Origin of the sequence: Dickeya sp. NCPPB 3274, assembly GCF_000406205.1 — a bacterium.
In the GTDB taxonomy this organism is placed as follows: Bacteria; Pseudomonadota; Gammaproteobacteria; order Enterobacterales; family Enterobacteriaceae; genus Dickeya; species Dickeya fangzhongdai.
Genome location: NZ_CM001979.1, coordinates 3,683,639 through 3,701,632, shown reverse-complemented (window position 1 = coordinate 3,701,632; position 17,994 = coordinate 3,683,639). Strand labels below are relative to the sequence as shown.

Here is a 17,994-nt window from a genome sequence, read left to right as displayed (position 1 = left end):
CGTCCTATAAAACCTATTTCACAGCATTACCGGCCAGTCGGTTGCAGCTTGCCCGCCAGTTCCCGCAGCGAAGGCGTCGCGTTGATCTGGTCGGCGACTATCGCCGCGACCGCCTGCGCGCCTTTCTGCTGGAAGTGGGTGGTGTCAGGCTGAGTCAGGCTGCCTGCCTGATCGCGGTAATAGGGGTAGCGCTCCGGATCGACCGCCAGCCAGTATTGCTGCCATTGCTGGCCGTCACCCTGGTTGGCCAGCGCCAGCGTCGCGGTTTCCACATCCAGCAGCGGTACCTTGTTCTTGCTGGCTGTATCGCGGATGGTCTGAGTGTAATCGCCGATAAAGGCATAACCGCCGGCTTTGTTCTGTTTTGTCAGGTGGCTGTGGACCGCCGGTGTCCCGTTCTTCCCTTCGGCGTTTTTGACGCGCGCCGTCGGGGTCAGCAATACCGGTATCATTCGATGCGCTCGCGCGTAGCGAATGTAGCGTTCCAGCGAGATCTGGAAAGACATATCCGGTTTGCCCTGCGGGTATTGCGGTCTGCCGTCGGCGCTATTGGGGTAAGTACAGAGGTTGGCGACATCCGCCGCGCCGCGAACCGCTTTCTGGCTATCGCAGTTCTGATCGTTGTGTCCCATACCGATAAACAAATAGTCGCCCGGCCGCATAAACGGCTCCATCTGACGGAACCAGCCTTCGTAGTAGAAATCGCGTGAGCTGCGTCCGGAGCGGGCGCCGTTCGCGATGGCGATCTGGCTGCCGGGTCGGAACTGCTGTTCAAATACCTGTCCCCATCCCATCCGGGGAAAGCGTGCTTTCTCATAGGTTGCCGCGGTCGAATCGCTGACGATGAAAATTCGGGTACGCGCCCGCTCAAGCGCTTTGCGATGCTGACTGGCGCTGGTCAGATCCAATGGCTCGTAACTGCCGGAGGCATTCAGCCCGATAATCGGACGAAATGCGATGTCAGTCAGCACGGTGTGGCCAGCCTGGCCGCTGTCATTGTGGTAATTGCGGGCATGATTGATGACCTGCAAAACCTGGGTAAAAGCCGGGGTCTGCGTATCCGGATAGGTTAACGGATCGAACTGGGCGGGAACGGCAATACCGGCCTGCTTCAGCGCATCATCGAAACCGGCATGGAATTCGCGGTAGGCGGTTTCCCAGGATGCGGCCGACAATGCCGGCAAGGCAGTGGCGTCGATCAGTTGCTGCGGGCCAATATAGCCCGCCGACGCGGCAACGTCAGACAGAATGCGATCGGTCAGCGGATTGATATTAATGTGATTTTCATGACCATCACGTAATTGTGGGACCAGTGCGCTCAGGCAGACGGCGCGAAGCTGGTTGCTGGCAAGACAGTTTTGCCCGCCAGCTTCGATGGCGGACAGGCGCAGAGGCGCAACCAGCGAAGACACGTCGGCATAAAATCGCCCCTGAATGTCGGTTTTTACCTGGCGCTGCACGCCGCGCTGGTCTTTGATCAGCAGTGTGGCGGGAAACCGTATGTCGCGGTAGGCCACTCTACCGCTAATCAGGGTATTGGGTGCCAGGGTAGCGACATTGAGTGTCGGGTTCGAAGGAGTAACAGATGTTTCTGGCGCGGTGCTTTCAGCCTGCGCAAAAGAGATGGGCAGACAAAGCAGGGAACCAAGAAAAAGGGTACGTTTCAAGGTAATTATTAGCATGATGATGACCTCTTCTCCCTGCGATTGATGCAAAAAACGGCCACTTTTTCAAGTGGCCGTTGTTGCCGGCAGAGAAATTACAGTTTGCCGTAGCCTGCGTTGCTGTTGATGCTGCTAGCCAGGCTGCTCGTCATGGTCTGAGCCGAATATTTGTACGGCAGAGTCGGTTTGTAAGCGGTGAGACCGCAGGTATCCAGGTTCGTGGTTGACGAACCGTTGACCAGCGAGCCTTTATCAGAGAACACCTTGCTGTTGAAGGCTTTCACGATGCTGCATTCCGGTTTTTTGCCATCGATGCTCTTCAGGTTGGAGAGCGTGAAGGAGTTGGCTTCAGACAGGATGCTGCCGCTGGTGCCGAGACCGAAGCTGTACAGATACGGGTAGACGCTGTTCTTCACGTCGCCCAGATACACGTTGTTGTAAGCATGGATGCTACCAAAGCGGACACGCGGAGTACGCTCGGTAACGCGGTCGAACACGTTGTTGTGGAAGGTCACGCGCAGTTTGCCGGAATCCTGCGAGCCATTGCTGTCGCTGTGGCCGATCAGGATGGTTTTGTCGTGCAGTTCGAAGCGGCTGTAAGAAATGGTAACGAAGTCGGACCCTTTCTTGATGTCCAGCGCGCCGTCGTGCTGCACATATTTCTCACCATCTTTGGTGGTGTATTTGTCATCGGTGAAGCTGCCGTCGCTGATGGTGACATGGTCAACCCAAACGTGGTCTGAGTTATCGATCACCGCCGCGTCCCACTCGGCGTTCCAGCCATCTCCTTTTTCGTAATGCGGCGCTACGTCCACCGGCGTTTCGAGATACAGGTTACGCAGGATAACGTTGCTGACGCCTTTCACCACCAGTGAACCGTTGGTGAACTTGCCGTTGCTGCCGATACCGATGATGGTGGTGTTGGACGGAATGCTGATCTGGCTGCGGGCTTTCTGGTCTTCAAAGCTGGTGTAGGCTTTGCCGCCGCTAATATCAATCGCCCCTGTTACCTGGATGATCTTGGGATCGGTATCCGTACCGTTCAGCGCCGCTTTGAATTCGCTGATGCTTTTTACTGCATAGATTTTGGCTGAGGTTGCTTTGGCGCCGCCGGTGGTGCCGTTGCTCTGCGTCGCCCAACCGGTTGAGGCCGCTTCTGTCGCCTTGGTGGTTTGCAGGCTGGCTGCGTGGGCTGCGGAAGTCATCATCGCGGTGGCGATGATGGCTGCCAGTAGGCTTTTGGTTCCTGCAGAAGACACACGAGTGTTGTTCATAGACCGTTTCCTTGCGCTATAGGCGCTAATCCAATTGCATTGTTGAAAATTAAAAAGTGTTTGTGAAAAAAATGAAATGCCATTTTGTCCTTTGGCAAGGCGGATTTTTAAGCATTTTTGATTGTTTATTTTGTGATCAAAATCTCGTTTTTTTTATGAGGGTGATTAAATTTGTCTAAAGTGTGATCGAGACCGATAACTTTATATATAATAGATATTGAATTAAATTTTCTTTTAAATTCAGTGGTATGTTTAGGTGTTTTTATCTGAAATAACTAAAACTATTAACAACTGATTCGCTTTTTATTAAATAGTATTTTATTAATCCGGCTATCTTACTAATCGCGGGAGGGCCCTATTTTTTGTGGCGAAAACGAGTTGGCTCCCGGCAGAATGCCGATGCAGGGCGGGAACATGAGAGGCTAGCGAGGGCGGTATAACGAGGTGTTGCGGTGAAAATCAGGGGAGAAGAGAGAGTAAAAGGCCACTCTTGCTAGTGGCCTTTGCGATTGAGCGGAAATTACAGTTTACCGTAACCCGCGTTGCTGCTGATGCTGCTTGCCAGGCTGGTGGTAATGGTCTGGGCTGAGTATTTGTACGGGATCTTGGCGGTATATGAACTGAAGCCAAAGCCGCAACCATTCAGATTGTACGAAGCGCCGTTGATGATCGAACCCTTATCAGAGAAGATCTTACCGTTAAACGCTTTGACCACGCTGCATTCCTTGTCGCGTCCGCTGATCTTCTTAAGATTATCAATGGTAAACGCGTTGGACTCAGACAGCAGGCTACCGCTGGTGCCGATACCGAAGCTGTACTGATAGCGGTAGGCTTTGTGGTTGACGTCGCCAACGTAAACGTTGTTGTAAGCGTGGACGCTACCGAAGCGTACGCGCGGGGTACGTTCGCCAACCCGGTCAAACAGGTTGTTGTGGAAGGTCACGCGCAGTTTGCCGGAATCCTGCGAACCATTGTTGTCGCTGTGGCCGATCAGGATGGTTTTGTCGTGCAGTTCGAAACGGCTGTTGGAAACAGTCACATAGTCGGAGCCGCGTTTGATATCCAGTGCGCCGTCGTGCTGGACATATTTTTCGCCGTTTTTGGTGGTGTATTTGTCGTCGGTGAAGCTGCCGTCGCTGATGGTGACGTGGTCAACCCAGACGTGGTCTGTGCTGTCAATCACTACTGCGTCCCATTCTGCGTTCCAGCCATCCCCATCTTCGTAGTGCGGCGCCACGTCTACCGGCGTTTCGATATACAGGTTACGCAGGATAACGTTGCTGACGCCTTTCACCACCAGCGAACCGTTGGTGAATTTGCCTTTGCTGTCGATACCGATGATGGTGGTATTGGACGGAATGCTGATCTGGCTGCGGGCTTTCTGATCGTCAAAGCTGGTGTAGGCTTTGCCGCCGCTGATATCAATAGCCCCTGTTACCTGGATGATCTTGGGCGACGAATCGGTTCCGTTCAGCGCCGCTTTGAATTCGCTGATGTTTTTCACCGCGTAGATTTTGGATGATGACGCTTTGGCGCCGCCGGTGGTGCCGCCGCTCTGCGTCGCCCAGCCGGTTGAGGCCGCTTCTGTCGCCTTGGCGGTTTGCAGGCTAGCGGCGGAAGCCACGGAAACCATCATGGTGGTGGCGATAATTACCGCCAGCGCGCTTTTGGTTCCCAGGGCTGAACGTCCTGTTGTTTTCTGTGTTGAACGTGAGTTGTTCATGACAATGTTCCTTTTCCTTGTGTGCTCAGGGAGCGATCCAATGGTGTCTATTTGTTACTCGTGTGTCTAAAAACGAAATACCATTTCATCTTTTGTCTTGGCGAATATTTATGCGCTTTTAGTGTCTATTTTGTGAGCTGAGTCACGATGATAGTAATGGTGTTTATTAATAAAAAATAACCTATTGACTGTATTTGTAACTTTGTGTTACGTGTATTTTTTTAATTTTTAATTAAAATCAACAAATTATGTTTTTAACTTCAGTGGTTGGGGTAGGGATAGTTAATTAATCATGATGTTTTAGAGCGAAGGCGTTAGCACGAAATGAATACGCAAGCGTCAGGCGGATGAAGCCTATGGAGGATATGTAAAAACGGCCGCCCGTAGGCAGCCGTTGGGAACAAAAGAATGGGAAATTACAGCTTGCCTGAACCTGCGTTGTCCGTAATGGATTGCGCCAGTTCGGTGGTCATCGGCTGAACGGCGTAAACGTAAGGAATCGCGCTGGTGTAGGCGCTGAAACCGCAACCGGACAGATCGGCGGCGCTGCCATTCAGGACGGAACCATTGTCGGAGAAAATGGAGCCGTTGAATTTCTTCACAACCTTGCACGCTTTGCTGGCGCTCAGGTTGGCGATGGTGAAGCTGTTGCCTTCAGACAGCACGCTGCCGCTGGTGCCGATACCAAAGCTGTACAGGTAACGGTACACCGGATCTTTCACGTCGCCTTTGAAGACGTTGTTGAAGCTGTGGACGCTACCGTAGCGTACGCGCGGCGCGCGCTCGGTTACGCGGTTGAACACGTTGTTAAACAGCGTGACGTGCAGCTTGCCTTTATCCTGAGCGGAGTTGGTGTCGCTGTGACCAATCAGCATGGTCTTATCGTGCTGATCGAACAGGCTGTTGGAGATGGTAACGTAGTCGGAACCGCGTTTGATATCCAGCGCGCCATCGTGCTGGACGTAAGTTTCGCCGTCTTTGGTGGTGTACATGTCATCGGTAAAGCTGCCGTCACTGATGGTGACGTGGTCGACCCATACATGGTGAGCGCCGTTGGTGATGTTCATGCCATCCCATTCGGCATTCCAGCCGTCGCCTTTTTCGTAATGCGGTTCTACGTCAATTGGCGTCTGGATGTAGACGTTACGGATGATGACGTTATTGGTGCCGTCGGTACCGTCGATAATCAGAGAACCGTTGATGAATTTGGCGTCGGCGCCAATCCCGATCACGGTGGTGTTAGCCGGAATGTTGATCTGGCTGCGGGCTTTCTGGTCGGCGAAATCTTTGTAGGGCGTACCGCCGCTGATATCGACCGTGCCTTTGATCTGGATGATTTTTGCGACGGCGCCGGCGCTGAGTGCGCTGGTGAATTCGCTGATATTGGTAACGACGTAGATATTATCGCTGGTTGCAGCGGCGCCGCCGGTGGTGGAACCGTTTTGCGATGCCCAGCCGGCGACGGGCGCAGATTCCAGCGCTTTGCTGTTAACCAGTTCGGCGGCGGAAACGCCAGAGGTCATGGCGCCAGCGATCAGTGCAGCCAGCAGACATGTTGAGGAGCGGGTAAAAGAACGTCCTGATGCTTTGTTCATCGTATTTTCCTTACTAGAATCCTGTGTTGATTGTTAAAAATAATTTCCATATACATCGATGGGTTATTTTTATTTATTGCCCCCAATGGCAGCCTGTTATGCGTCTCATCACCTATTAATAATATTTTATTATAAATATTGAAGTATCGGCGATGCTGCCACTTAAGGGCCGCCAATGAATACGATCTATTTATTTGTTTTTCAATATCTGTTGATAATGAAACGGTGTTTTAAATGTAACATTGTGTTTTTTATTTCTTATTTATAAAAATTGGCTTAACTATTTCTTCGTTCGGGAATAAAAAGCGAGCAGAGGGGCAGGGGGCGTTGTTTTTCATGACTGGTTTTTATTTGTCAGCATGACGGGATAATAAATGAAACGATTACGAAACAGCGGTGGCTAACCCATCAGGTTATTTTTGCCCCGGCATTTATTTTTGGGAAATAAATGGAAAATAAAACAGGCCGAATTAGCGGCCTGCTGGTGTGAATAAATATAACCTTTTACCGGTTATATTACCTTGTGCGGACCAAAGCATTCGTAATGAATCTGCGATTCGGTAATCCCCAATTCCAGCAACTGCCGGGTGGCAAATTGCATAAAGGCGACCGGGCCGCATAAATAACAGTGCAGATTTGCCACCGGCAGTGGTTCCGGAAGATCCTGCAGCGCCATCAATCCGTGAAAAACATGCGCGGAAGGTGCTGCTTCCGATGATGCTTCCCGATACCAGACATAGGATTGTAACTGCGGTAGCGCCGCGGCGACGTCGGCGACTTCATCGGCGAAGGCATGCGCCGCTGTATTTTCAGCCGCGTGCAACCAGAAGATGTCCGCCTGATGTTGCTGATTTTTCAGGCTATGCAGCATGCTGAGCATCGGCGTTTGACCAACACCGGCGGAAATCAGCGCCACCGGCGTTTTTGGCGCGATCTCAAGATAGAAATCGCCGTGCGGAGCCGCCAGTTCAATCACATCGCCTTCACGGGCGACATCGTGCAAATAGCCCGATACGCTGCCCATCGCTTCCCGCTTGACCGCGATACGGTAATGGCGCCCGTTGGGTTCATTCGTTAGTGAGTACTGACGAATCTCCTGATATTCAAAGCGTTTGTCGCGGATGTATACCGCCAGATACTGGCCGGGACGGAATGCGGCGACCGGGCCGCCATCCACCGGTTCCAGCGTAAAGCTGGTGATCAGGCTGCTCTGCTGCTGTTTCGCCACGATACGAAACGGTCGTGTGCCATGCCAGCCGCCGTGTTGTCCGGCGCTGTGCTGATAAATGTCGCTTTCCCGCTGGATAAACACATCCGCCAGCACGCCGTAGGCCTTGCCCCAGGCATCCAGCACCGCCTGACCGGGCTGGAACATTTCTTCCAGCGTTGCCAACAAGTGAGTGCCCACTATCTGGTACTGTTCCGGCTGGATATTGAAGCTGGCATGCTTTTGGGCGATGCGCTCTACCGCGGGCAACAGCGCCGGCAGGTTTTCGATATGCGTCGCGTAGGCGCAAATGGCATTAAATAATGCTTCACGCTGATCGCCATTGCGCTGATTACTCATATTGAAGATATCTTTCAGTTCCGGATTATGGCGGAACATCCGCTGATAAAAGTGAGCGGTCAGCGCCGGGCCGGTTTCGGCCAGCAGGGGAATGGTGGATTTGATGGTGGCGATGGTTTGTTGATCCAGCATGGTGAACCTCATTGTTGTCTTTAAGTTGTATTTAAAATACATTTTATTGAAAAGGGTGTCGCCTGTAAATTCCCTGGGGGGGTCAGGCATGGGGTCGGGGTAACGAGCAAGGGGAACGGCGCATGAAAAAAATGCAGGTTGCGGATGAGAAAAAGTCAGCCAGAATGGCTAATCCCGGAAAGACGGAAAGCCTTGCGTAGCCTGTAGCTAATCGTTTGCGTAAAAACCTCTGTCAAGCCCTATCATCGCCAGTCCAAAACGGTTTACACTATGTGCCCACGGCCCTCTGGGTGATTTTTAATAAAGAAGCAAGTTAGCTGAGTCAGGAGATGCGGATGTTAAAGCGTGAAATGAACATTGCCGATTACGATGCCGAGCTATGGCAAGCAATGCAGCAAGAAGTGGTGCGTCAGGAAGAGCACATTGAACTGATTGCGTCAGAAAACTATACCAGTCCACGCGTCATGCAGGCCCAGGGGTCTCAGCTGACCAACAAATACGCCGAAGGGTATCCGGGCAAACGCTACTACGGCGGTTGCGAATACGTTGACGTGGTTGAGCAACTGGCTATCGATCGCGCCAAGGAACTGTTTGGCGCCGACTACGCCAACGTACAGCCGCACTCCGGCTCTCAGGCTAACTTCGCTGTCTACACCGCGCTGCTGCAGCCGGGCGACACCATTCTGGGCATGAACCTGGCGCACGGCGGCCACCTGACTCACGGCTCTCCGGTCAACCTGTCCGGTAAACTGTATAAGGTCGTGCCTTACGGTATCGATGACAGCGGCAAGATCAACTATGACGAAATGGCCGAACTGGCTCGCACTCACCAGCCGAAAATGATCGTGGGCGGCTTCTCCGCGTATTCCGGCATCGTCGACTGGGCGAAAATGCGTGAAATCGCCGACAGCATCGGCGCTTATCTGTTCGTCGACATGGCGCACGTCGCTGGTCTGGTCGCTGCCGGCGTTTATCCGAACCCGGTTCCGCACGCTCACATCGTGACCACCACCACCCACAAAACCCTGGCTGGTCCGCGCGGCGGCCTGATCCTGGCTAAAGGCGGCGATGAAGATCTGTACAAAAAATTGAACTCCGCCGTATTCCCGGGCGGCCAGGGCGGCCCGCTGATGCATGTCATCGCCGGTAAAGCCGTGGCGCTGAAAGAAGCGATGGAACCGGAATTCAAAACCTACCAGCAGCAGGTAGCGAAAAACGCCAAAGCGATGGTAGAAGTGTTCCTGTCCCGCGGGTTCAACGTAGTGTCCGGCGGTACCGATAACCACCTGTTCCTGCTGGATCTGGTCAGCAAAAACCTGACCGGTAAAGACGCTGACGCTGCGCTGGGCCGCGCCAACATCACCGTAAACAAAAACAGCGTGCCGAACGATCCGAAGAGCCCGTTCGTGACCTCCGGTATCCGTATCGGTACGCCGGCGGCAACCCGTCGCGGTTTCAAAGAAGCGGAAGTGCGCGAACTGGCCGGCTGGATCTGCGATGTGCTGGACAACATCAACGATGAAGCCGTTATTGAGCGCGTCAAACAGAAAGTGCTGGATATCTGCGCCCGTTTCCCGGTTTACGCCTGATAGCCTGCCTGATGCGTCCGAGTTGCTCGGGCGCGCCGCCAACGCCAGCCTTCGGGCTGGCGTTTGTTTTTCTGCTTCCCGTTGCTTACGCTCCGGCTCTCTGACAGAGTAACCGACCGTAGAGGAGAGGCAATATGGTTCTGCAATCAACGTACTGGCTGGCGCTCGGCTATTTCACCTATTTCTTCAGCTATGGCATTTTTCTGCCATTCTGGGGCGGTTGGCTCAAAGGCGAGGGACTATCCGCCGAGGCGATCGGTATCCTGCTTGGCGCCGGGCTGGTGGCGCGGTTTGCCGGTAGCCTGTTCATTACCCCGTTGGTGAAAGACCCCGCCCGGCTGATTACCGTACTGCGGTTGCTGGCATTGTTGTCAGTGCTGACCTCCATCGGATTCTGGCTGGGCAGCGCCTGGTTGTGGCTGATGCTGGTGATGATCGGCTTCAACCTGTTCTTCGCGCCATTGATTCCACTTACGGATGCGCTGGCCGCGACCTGGCAAAAACAGATCACCCTGGATTACGGCCGGGTGCGGGTGTGGGGGTCGGTTGCGTTTGTGATTGGCTCCGCCGTCACCGGGCAATTGGTGGCGGTCTGGGGGCATCAGGCGATTCTGGCGACACTGGCGGCGGGGCTGCTGTCGATGCTGCTGGGTATGGCGTTGCAGCCGCATGTAATGCCTGCCTCAGTCAAACGACACCAGACGCAGGCGGCCGCCACGCCGTGGCTCGTTTTGCTGCGCGAACCGGCGGTCTGGCGTTTTCTGCTGAGCGTGTCCTTGTTGCAGGGCGCTCATGCCGCCTACTACGGCTTTAGCGTCATTTACTGGCAGCAGGCGGGGTATTCGGCGGCGGTTATCGGTTATCTGTGGTCGCTGGGCGTGGTGGCGGAAATTGTCATTTTTGCGCTGAGCAAGCGTCTGTTCGGGCACTGGAGCGCGTCCGGGTTGCTGCTGCTGTCCGCGCTGTGCGGCGTGGTGCGCTGGAGCCTGATGGGCGCGACGGTGTCGCTGCCGTGGCTTATCGTGATGCAGATTTTACATTGCGGCACCTTTACCGTTTGCCATCTGGCCGCCATGCGGTTTATCTCCTCACGCAACGATGCGGACGTGCTGCGCTTGCAGGCGGCGTATTCCGCGCTGGGCACCGGAGGGGCGGTTGCCGTAATGACGGTGGTGTCCGGCTTTCTGTTTGAGTACCTTCAGGGCGGAACCTTCTGGGTGATGGCGTTGCTGGTGCTGCCGTCATTCATGCTGCGCCCGCAGGTGAGCACTCGCTCGCGCTGAGTAAGACGGCGCATCAGTGACAGGCAAAAACAGTCAGGATAGAAAATGTTACATTATAACAATTTAGGCTTTTCATTCCGTTGGGTAAGCTGCCTGCTGTTGACCACGGTGGCGGTATCCGGCCCGGCGCTGGCCCATCCGCACAGTTTTATCGATATGAAAACCACCGTGGAAGGGAAAGACGATCAGATAACCGGATTGCGCATGAACTGGACTATGGATCCTATTACTTCCGCCGATTTGCTGTACGACGCCGGCAATGCTTCCAAAGACTCGGAGGTGTGGAAAAAACTGGCCGCCGAGGTGATGGCGAATGTGCTGGGGCAGCACTACTTTACGGATATTTATCGGGATGGAAAGCCGGTGAAATACCAGCCGTTGCCAACGGAATACCACCTCTCCCGCGCAGGCAACAAAGCAGTGCTGGAATTCGTGTTGCCGCTGGCTCACCCGCAATCGCTGGCGGGCGCGCCGTTACTGATTTCCACCTATGATCCCACCTATTTCGTGGATATGTCCTATAAGGACGATAAAGCGATTCAGGTCGCCGCTGCGCTGGCCGCGCGTTGTAAAACCACGCTCATGACGCCCAAACCGGATGCGTCGCTCCAATCCTATGCGCTGTCGCTGGACAAGAACGCCAAACCGACCAAAGACGTGGAATTGGGAAAACAGTTTGCTCAACAGGTCACGTTGCAATGCCGATAAATCATGTGCACGTGACCCGACACTATCTGCGCTGGTGGCCGCTGGCGCTGTTTTTACTGCTGATAGGTGCGGCCGCATGGCAGGCAATGGTCTGGTGGCCGTCGATTCTGATGCAAAGCATTGAGTGGCAAAGGTCGCTGCATCAGCAGATGTCGGATTTGATGGAGCAGGTGCGGGCGCAACCTCATCAGGCCGGTTGGACGCTGGTGATGTTCAGTCTGACGTATGGCGTATTGCATGCGGTTGGTCCTGGTCATGGCAAAGTGGTGATCGCTACCTATCTGGCAACCCACCCGTCCCGGCTGAAAAGCAGTTTGCAACTGACCTTTGCCTCCGCCTTGTTGCAAGGGACGGTGGCGATCGTACTGGTGACGCTGGTGCTGGCGGTGTTGCAGCTTTCCAGCCGGGCGTTGCACATCGGCAGTTTCTGGATGGAGAAAAGCAGCTTTGTGCTGGTGGCTGGGCTCGGCGGTTGGCTGTGCCTGCGCGCATTCAGACGCCTGCGGGCATTGCTGTTTTCCCGCGGCAAACCGCGTATCCGCTCATTAACGCCGCTTGATGCGTCGGCGTCCGGCGTCCGGCTGACGCCTGCCATCGGCCATCAACACGATGAACACTGTGGTTGCGGTCATCAACATGTGCCGTCGGCAGAGGTGCTCAACCACAACGATGGCTGGCGCACCCGTTTGATGGTGGTGTTGGCGATGGGATTGCGCCCGTGTTCCGGCGCGATACTGGTGTTGCTGTTCGCCAAAGTGCTGGATGTGTTTGTCTGGGGCGTGATCTCGGCTCTGACTATGGCGCTGGGGACCGCGCTTACCGTCTCGCTGCTGGGCGTGGCGGTGCTGTTCTGCCGCCGTCAACTGGAACGCTTAAGCCGCGCCGGCGCGGCGTCTTCTCCACGCTGGCAAGCGCTTGTCTGGTCAGCGTTGTCGCTGGCGGGCGGCGTGGCGCTGACCTTTGCCGGCATTGTGCTTTACCTCTCCACGCAACCGGATGCGATGGGCGGGATTCGGCCGCTGATGGGGTAGCGTCCCGCCGCAAATCAAGCTTATTTCGTGGCTCTACGGCGGCGATGTTTCCGCCGTTCGATCACCATCACGTATCGATAAATATCCTGTCTTTTCATGTAAAAAAGATTGCCCGAATGTAACCGGAACTTTATTATTTACATTGAATGATAATGACTCTCATTATCCGTAAAACTGGCAGGGAATAATAGAATGAAAAAGTGGTTGTGTGCCGTTGGCATGGCGTTGGGGCTGGTTTCGGCGGTCAGGGCTGCCCCCATTGTGGTGGAAGACGTTAGCGGCAGAAAAGTCGAGATCAAGTCTGAAGTTAAGCGCGTGATTCTGGGGGAAGGGCGGCAGATTTATCTGCTGGCGGCGTTTGATACCGATGCGCCGTTCCAGCGCGTGGTCGGCTGGCGTGACGACTTGCCGAAAGCCGACTATGACGGCTATCTGGCTTATGAACATAAATATCCGCAGATTAAACAATTGCCGACCTTCGGCGGCGCCAAAGACGGTACTTTCAACGTTGAGCAGGCGGTGAACCTGAAGCCGGATCTGGTGCTGATGAATCTGGAAGCGAAAGCCGCTACCGATGAAGCCAAACTGATTGAAAAGCTCAGCGGTCTGGGCATTCCGGTGGTGTTTATCGACTTTCGCGAAAAGCCGTTTGAAAACGCCGAGAAAAGCATCCGCATCATGGGCCAGCTGCTGGGTAAACCGGCGCGCGCCGAAGAGATCGTGCAGTTCCGCCGTCAGCAGATTGATATCGTGACCGAGCGCCTGAAGAACTATCAGGGTCCGCGTCCGAAGGTGATGATCGACCGCGCCGGTGGCTATGACGAAGAGTGCTGCATGTCATTCGGCAATGAAAACTTCGGGAAAATGGTGGAAGCCGCGGGCGGCATCAATATCGCCAAGGGCATTATCCCCGGCACTTTCGGCACCCTGAACCCGGAGCAGATCATCAGCGCGCGTCCGGACGTGGTGATCGTCACCGGCGCCAACTGGAAGAACTACAACACCGCCAACGGCTGGGTTGGCGTAGGGCCGGGGGCCGACCAGCAACAGGCGCTGCAGCGCTTGCAGAAGCTGATGGAACGCTCCGCATTCAAAACGCTGCCGGTCGCCACCAACGGCAAGGCGCATGCCATCTGGCATCAGTTCTATGACAGCCCGTATCAGTTTGTGGCGATTCAGGTGATGGCGAAGTGGCTGCACCCGGACTTGTTCAAAGATATCGATCCGGATGCCACCTTCCGTACCTTCCATGAGAAATTCCTGCCGCTGCCTTACCAGCCGGGTTATTGGGTGACGCTGCCGGCGAAACCCTGACCCGCGATGATGCCGCCTTTATCGGGCGGCTGATTGCAACAGAACGGCAATAACCAAACGTGAAGAAAAAACGTGAATAACAAAACGCCCCGATCATCTGCATGACCGGGGCGTTTTTTATGTGTTGCGTGGCAAGGCTGATTTACAACGTCGGCTCGGCAACCAGTCCGTCAATCATCACCTGCGGAATACCGCGAGAGCAGCGTTCAATGCGGCCGCGAACGCCGTATACCTGCGCCAGGCTCTCTTCACTGATTACCTCGGCCGGTTCGCCATCGGCGATCAGCTTGCCGTCTTTGAGCATCAGCACGTGGTCGCCGTGACGCAGCGCGATATTGATGTCATGCACCACCACTACCGTCACGATATTACGCTTGCGGGTTTCCTGACGTACCAGATCCATTACGTGGAACTGGTAGTTGAGGTCGAGCGCGCTGAGCGGCTCATCCAGTAACAGCAGCGAAGGCTGGCGGATAAGCGACTGCGCCAACCCGACCAGCTGTTTCTGACCACCGGAAAGCTGATCCAGATAGCTCATCGCCAGATGCGAAATGCCCAACTGCCTGAGCAGCGTCAGCACCTCGTCTTCGTTGCTGCTGTGATGCAACCCGCCGGACGCGCGCTGGGCGACGATAATCGATTCCAGCACGTGCAGATGCACGCCGGCAGGCAATGACTGCGGCAGATACACCACTTTTTCCGCCCGTTTGGCGAACGGCAACTGCATCAGGTTGACATCATCCAGCAGCAGGTCGCCCTGCGCTTGCCCCAGCCCGGCCAGCGCGCGCAGCAGCGTCGACTTGCCGCTGCCGTTCGGCCCCAGCAGTACGGTGATCTTGCCGCGCGGCAGCAGCGGAACCGACAGATCGTTAATGACGGTTCGTTTGGGGTAGCCCGCTGAAAAACGAGAAATCGCCAGTCCGTTGTGACTCATACGTTCCCCCGGTTACGCAGAATGATGCTGAGGAAGAAAGGAACCCCTACCAACGAAGTGACTATCCCTACCGGAATGATGACGCCCGGCAGCAGGTTTTTGGACACAACGGATGCCAGCGACAGTACTAGCGCGCCGGTCAGGGCGCTGGCCGGCAAATAGAAGCGGTGATCCTCGCCGAAAATCATGCGGGCGATATGCGGCGCCACCAGACCGATGAAGCCAATCGGTCCGACGAACGCTACCGACAGTGCCGACAGGAAGCTGATACGCAGCAGCGTGGCCAGACGCAGGCGGCGCACGTTGATGCCGAAACTGATGGCGCGATCTTCGCCCAAACGCAACGCGGTCAGCTTCCATGAGCTCATCATGGATAACGGCATCACGATAGCCAGCACCGCCAGCAGAATGCCGAGTTTTTCCCAGGATGAGCGCGCCAGGCTGCCCATGGTCCAGAACACCAGCCCTTGCAGCGTATCTTCGTTGGCGATGAATTGCAGGATAGACACCAGCGCGTTAAAGGTGAACACCAGCGCGATCCCGAACAACACCACGCCGGATGTCGCTACCTTGGTCCAGCGGGTAATGCCGTCGAGCAGCAGCGCCGCCAGCAGCGCGAACAGGAAGGCGTTGGCTGAAATGAACCATTGCGCCGGAATACCCGGAATACCGATCCCCAATACGATCGCCAGCGCCGCGCCGAATGCCGCCGCGGAGGACACGCCCAGTGTGAACGGGCTGGCCAGCGGGTTGTTCAGGATAGTTTGCATCTCGGCGCCCGCCAGCCCCAACGCCAGACCTACCACTACCGCCATCAGCGCATACGGCAGGCGGATGTCCCAGACGATGACGCGACTGCCGGCGTCTGCGTTGGCGGGGTCGGTTAGCGTTTGCCACAGCACATCCAGCGGCAGGCCGGAAGGACCGAGCACAAAGTCCAGCAGCAGGGAGGCGACAATCGCCACGGCCAGCACCGCCATCACCGCCAGCCGATGGCGAATGATATGCCGATAGTGGGTTATCGCACTGTCTTCAGCCGTGCCGACACGGCTGATAGGGGATTCGGTGGTTACACTCATGAATTACTCGGCCAGTTTGCGGGCAAACACAAAGTTGTTGTCAGGCAGGGTGGTAAAATGGCGAACGATATAGTGATAGGTATCGTCCGGGTTCAGCGTGCTGAACTGCTTCGGATACACCGCTTTAGCCAGATACTCCATACCGACGATGTTGTACGGATGGTTATAGAAGTGGTGGTATACCCCGTAAACCTGACCGGCTTTAATCGCAGGGATCTGGTCGACGCCGGTGCGGTTCAGCAGCGCTTTGGCTTTGTCCTGAATGTCGCTGTTGCTGGCGTCATAACCGAACGGCAGAATCTTGCTGGTGCCGTTGCCGCGTTTGGAACCGGTCATGATATAGGTATCGGGTTTTTCGCTGATCACTTTTTCCAGTGAGACAAAGCCGGACGCGCCCGGCAACAGCCCGGAGCCGATGTTCTTCGCGCCGATGGCTTCCAGCAGCCCGCCCCAACCGCTGTGGGAATGGGTAAAGCAGCAGGCATCGGTGTTGCCGGCGATAGGCTCAATGAACACGTTAGGCTTGGTGGCGATGCCTGCGGTCACCTTCTGGATGTTGTCAAAGTGCTGGCGGTAGAAGTCGGTATACGCTTTGGCGTTTTCTTCACGGTTCAGCACCTTGCCAAGCAGATCGACGCTGGGCGCGGTATTTTTGGCCGGGTTGATTTCATAATCCACAAACACCAGCGGAATGTGCAGCGCGTTCAGCTTGCCGATCACGCCGTTTTCCATCAGAGCCGGTTTGGCGCGCAGTTGAGCAATCATCAGGTCCGGTTTTTTGGCCAGAATACTTTCCAGTTCCACTTCACCCTTGTCGCTGAAACCCATGTCCAGAATGCTTTCAGACTGCGGCCATTTGCCTTTCAGCAGGTCCCAGGTAGCGGAGTCCTGTTTTTTCGGCAGATTGTTCCAGGCGACCAGACGGTTAAACGGGTTATCGCGGTCCAGCAACGCCATCGCCATGATATCGCGGCCGTCCTGCAGCACAATGCGCTGAGGTTCCTGTTTGATGGTGACGCTTTGTCCGTCGATATCCGTAACGGTGAGGGGATATTGGGTGGCGAAGCTGGTGAAGGAGGTGGTCAGTGTGGTAGCCAGCAAAAGGTGGCGCCATGATTTCTTTAACATGATTCTTCCTGTCATGAACTGCTGATAGACGGGGATGATCCCCGATGCAAATGAATGAGTTTAATAATTATTATCATATAAAGTTAAACTTTCACTCAACAGGGCTGAGTTGTAAAGAAAAATAACAACAAGGGCATGCCAGACGACATGCCCACAGGAAGGATTAACGCTTCAGCGCGTCGCTCAGTTGCTCGCGGATGGTCGACAGCAGAGATTTCACCACGCGCGGGTTACCGGCGACGATGTTGCCGGAAGCGAGGTAGTTGTGACCGCCGATGAAGTCGGTAATGATGCCGCCGGCTTCACGCACCAGCAGTTCGCCGCCAGCGAAGTCCCACGGTTTCAGGCCGATTTCAAAGAACCCGTCCACACGACCAGCTGCTACATAAGCCAGATCGAGCGCGGCGGAACCGGTGCGGCGGAAGTCGGCGCACTGGCCGAACAGTGCTTCCAGTACGCGCAGGTAGCTGGCGCTGTGCTGTTTGTGCTTGAACGGGAAACCGGTCGCGAGAATAGTGCCGTCCAGATCGCGGGCGTTGCTGCCGCGCAGACGGTAGCCGTTCAACTGGGTGCCCTGACCGCGGGTGGCGGTGAACAGCTCGTTACGCATCGGATCGTAAACCACGGCCACTTCGGTGCGGCCTTTGACGCGAACAGCGATGGAAACGGCAAAATGGGGGAGACGTTTGATGAAGTTGGTGGTGCCATCCAGGGGATCGATAATCCATTGTACGTCCTGATCTTCGCCAACCAGTTCACCACATTCTTCACCAATAATGGTGTGCTGCGGATAGGCTTTGCGGATGACCTCGATGATCAGGCGTTCTGCATCACGGTCAACGTTGGTGACAAAATCGTTACTGCCTTTCTGGCTGGCCTCAACGGCGTCAGGCGTTTCATAGTTTTTAGCTATCAGGTTGCCGCCTTTGCGCGCTGCGCGCACGGCGATGTTAAGCATCGGATGCATGGTATC

Annotated in this window: 14 protein-coding genes; 5 read left to right on the top strand and 9 right to left on the bottom strand. The window is 55.2% G+C overall.

Annotated elements, in window-relative coordinates:
• Positions 1-26: 26 nt before the first annotated feature.
• The 5 genes from paeY to hmpA all read right to left on the bottom strand — a co-directional run bounded on the left by paeY (position 27) and on the right by hmpA (position 7,955).
• Entirely contained in the window at positions 27-1,682 is a 1,656-nt protein-coding gene (gene paeY / locus DXX3274_RS16485; RefSeq protein ID WP_042860713.1) for a pectin acetylesterase PaeY, read from the bottom strand.
• A gap of 77 nt (positions 1,683-1,759) precedes the next feature.
• Positions 1,760-2,938, bottom strand: a complete 1,179-nt coding sequence (locus DXX3274_RS16480; RefSeq protein ID WP_042860712.1) for a polysaccharide lyase — start codon at positions 2,936-2,938, stop codon at positions 1,760-1,762.
• A 520-nt stretch (positions 2,939-3,458) separates the two neighbouring features.
• Entirely contained in the window at positions 3,459-4,661 is a 1,203-nt protein-coding gene (gene pelE2, locus DXX3274_RS16475; RefSeq protein WP_042860711.1) for a pectate lyase PelE2, read from the bottom strand.
• Positions 4,662-5,077: 416 nt separating this feature from the next.
• The gene (gene pelA, locus DXX3274_RS16470; RefSeq protein WP_042860710.1) at positions 5,078-6,256 is read right to left on the bottom strand and encodes a pectate lyase PelA; all 1,179 of its coding nucleotides are present in this window, start codon (positions 6,254-6,256) and stop codon (positions 5,078-5,080) included.
• A 511-nt stretch (positions 6,257-6,767) separates the two neighbouring features.
• Positions 6,768-7,955 carry an NO-inducible flavohemoprotein gene (hmpA, locus tag DXX3274_RS16465; RefSeq protein WP_042860709.1) on the bottom strand — a complete coding sequence of 396 codons (1,188 nt, stop codon included), beginning with the start codon at positions 7,953-7,955 and terminating at the stop codon, positions 6,768-6,770.
• Between the two features lie 335 nt (positions 7,956-8,290).
• Between hmpA and glyA the strand changes: the two genes are divergently transcribed.
• From glyA to DXX3274_RS16440, 5 genes are all read left to right on the top strand, one after another.
• The gene (glyA, locus tag DXX3274_RS16460) at positions 8,291-9,544 is read left to right on the top strand and encodes a serine hydroxymethyltransferase (protein ID WP_042860708.1); all 1,254 of its coding nucleotides are present in this window, start codon (positions 8,291-8,293) and stop codon (positions 9,542-9,544) included.
• Between the two features lie 134 nt (positions 9,545-9,678).
• Positions 9,679-10,827: a 3-phenylpropionate MFS transporter gene (locus DXX3274_RS16455; RefSeq protein WP_042860707.1), complete on the top strand. Its 1,149-nt coding sequence runs from the start codon at positions 9,679-9,681 to the stop codon at positions 10,825-10,827.
• A gap of 45 nt (positions 10,828-10,872) precedes the next feature.
• Positions 10,873-11,535, top strand: coding sequence for a DUF1007 family protein (locus DXX3274_RS16450; protein WP_042860706.1), 663 nt, complete (start codon positions 10,873-10,875; stop codon positions 11,533-11,535).
• On the top strand, positions 11,526-12,566 hold the full coding sequence (locus DXX3274_RS16445; protein WP_042860705.1) for a nickel/cobalt transporter: 1,041 nt from the start codon (positions 11,526-11,528) through the stop codon (positions 12,564-12,566). The genes DXX3274_RS16450 and DXX3274_RS16445 overlap by 10 nt, the downstream gene beginning before the upstream one ends.
• 192 nt (positions 12,567-12,758) lie before the next feature.
• Positions 12,759-13,880: an ABC transporter substrate-binding protein gene (locus DXX3274_RS16440; RefSeq protein WP_042860703.1), complete on the top strand. Its 1,122-nt coding sequence runs from the start codon at positions 12,759-12,761 to the stop codon at positions 13,878-13,880.
• A gap of 142 nt (positions 13,881-14,022) precedes the next feature.
• Here DXX3274_RS16440 and DXX3274_RS16435 read toward each other — a convergent pair whose 3' ends face one another.
• The 4 genes from DXX3274_RS16435 to suhB form a co-directional block, all read right to left on the bottom strand.
• Positions 14,023-14,814: an ABC transporter ATP-binding protein gene (locus tag DXX3274_RS16435; protein ID WP_042860702.1), complete on the bottom strand. Its 792-nt coding sequence runs from the start codon at positions 14,812-14,814 to the stop codon at positions 14,023-14,025.
• On the bottom strand, positions 14,811-15,794 hold the full coding sequence (locus DXX3274_RS16430; RefSeq protein ID WP_238556132.1) for an iron ABC transporter permease: 984 nt from the start codon (positions 15,792-15,794) through the stop codon (positions 14,811-14,813). The genes DXX3274_RS16435 and DXX3274_RS16430 overlap by 4 nt, the downstream gene beginning before the upstream one ends.
• A 102-nt stretch (positions 15,795-15,896) precedes the next feature.
• Positions 15,897-17,021 (bottom strand): ABC transporter substrate-binding protein, encoded by a 1,125-nt coding sequence (locus tag DXX3274_RS16425; RefSeq protein WP_042860700.1) that lies wholly within the window; start codon positions 17,019-17,021, stop codon positions 15,897-15,899.
• Between the two features lie 163 nt (positions 17,022-17,184).
• Positions 17,185-17,988 carry an inositol-1-monophosphatase gene (suhB, locus tag DXX3274_RS16420; RefSeq protein ID WP_038666804.1) on the bottom strand — a complete coding sequence of 268 codons (804 nt, stop codon included), beginning with the start codon at positions 17,986-17,988 and terminating at the stop codon, positions 17,185-17,187.
• Positions 17,989-17,994 lie beyond the last annotated feature (6 nt).

What these genes read in the sequence shown, in the direction of transcription:
- suhB (WP_038666804.1), bottom strand. Translation starts at nt 17,988, where the DNA reads ATGCATCCGATGCTTAACATCGCCGTGCGCGCAGCGCGCAAAGGCGGC.
- pelA (WP_042860710.1), bottom strand. Translation starts at nt 6,256, where the DNA reads ATGAACAAAGCATCAGGACGTTCTTTTACCCGCTCCTCAACATGTCTG.
- glyA (WP_042860708.1), top strand. Translation starts at nt 8,291, where the DNA reads ATGTTAAAGCGTGAAATGAACATTGCCGATTACGATGCCGAGCTATGG.
- DXX3274_RS16440 (WP_042860703.1), top strand. Translation starts at nt 12,759, where the DNA reads ATGAAAAAGTGGTTGTGTGCCGTTGGCATGGCGTTGGGGCTGGTTTCG.
- DXX3274_RS16480 (WP_042860712.1), bottom strand. Translation starts at nt 2,938, where the DNA reads ATGAACAACACTCGTGTGTCTTCTGCAGGAACCAAAAGCCTACTGGCA.
- DXX3274_RS16435 (WP_042860702.1), bottom strand. Translation starts at nt 14,814, where the DNA reads ATGAGTCACAACGGACTGGCGATTTCTCGTTTTTCAGCGGGCTACCCC.
- pelE2 (WP_042860711.1), bottom strand. Translation starts at nt 4,661, where the DNA reads ATGAACAACTCACGTTCAACACAGAAAACAACAGGACGTTCAGCCCTG.
- DXX3274_RS16430 (WP_238556132.1), bottom strand. Translation starts at nt 15,794, where the DNA reads ATGGCGGTGCTGGCCGTGGCGATTGTCGCCTCCCTGCTGCTGGACTTT.
- paeY (WP_042860713.1), bottom strand. Translation starts at nt 1,682, where the DNA reads ATGCTAATAATTACCTTGAAACGTACCCTTTTTCTTGGTTCCCTGCTT.
- DXX3274_RS16455 (WP_042860707.1), top strand. Translation starts at nt 9,679, where the DNA reads ATGGTTCTGCAATCAACGTACTGGCTGGCGCTCGGCTATTTCACCTAT.
- DXX3274_RS16425 (WP_042860700.1), bottom strand. Translation starts at nt 17,021, where the DNA reads ATGTTAAAGAAATCATGGCGCCACCTTTTGCTGGCTACCACACTGACC.
- DXX3274_RS16450 (WP_042860706.1), top strand. Translation starts at nt 10,873, where the DNA reads ATGTTACATTATAACAATTTAGGCTTTTCATTCCGTTGGGTAAGCTGC.
- hmpA (WP_042860709.1), bottom strand. Translation starts at nt 7,955, where the DNA reads ATGCTGGATCAACAAACCATCGCCACCATCAAATCCACCATTCCCCTG.
- DXX3274_RS16445 (WP_042860705.1), top strand. Translation starts at nt 11,526, where the DNA reads ATGCCGATAAATCATGTGCACGTGACCCGACACTATCTGCGCTGGTGG.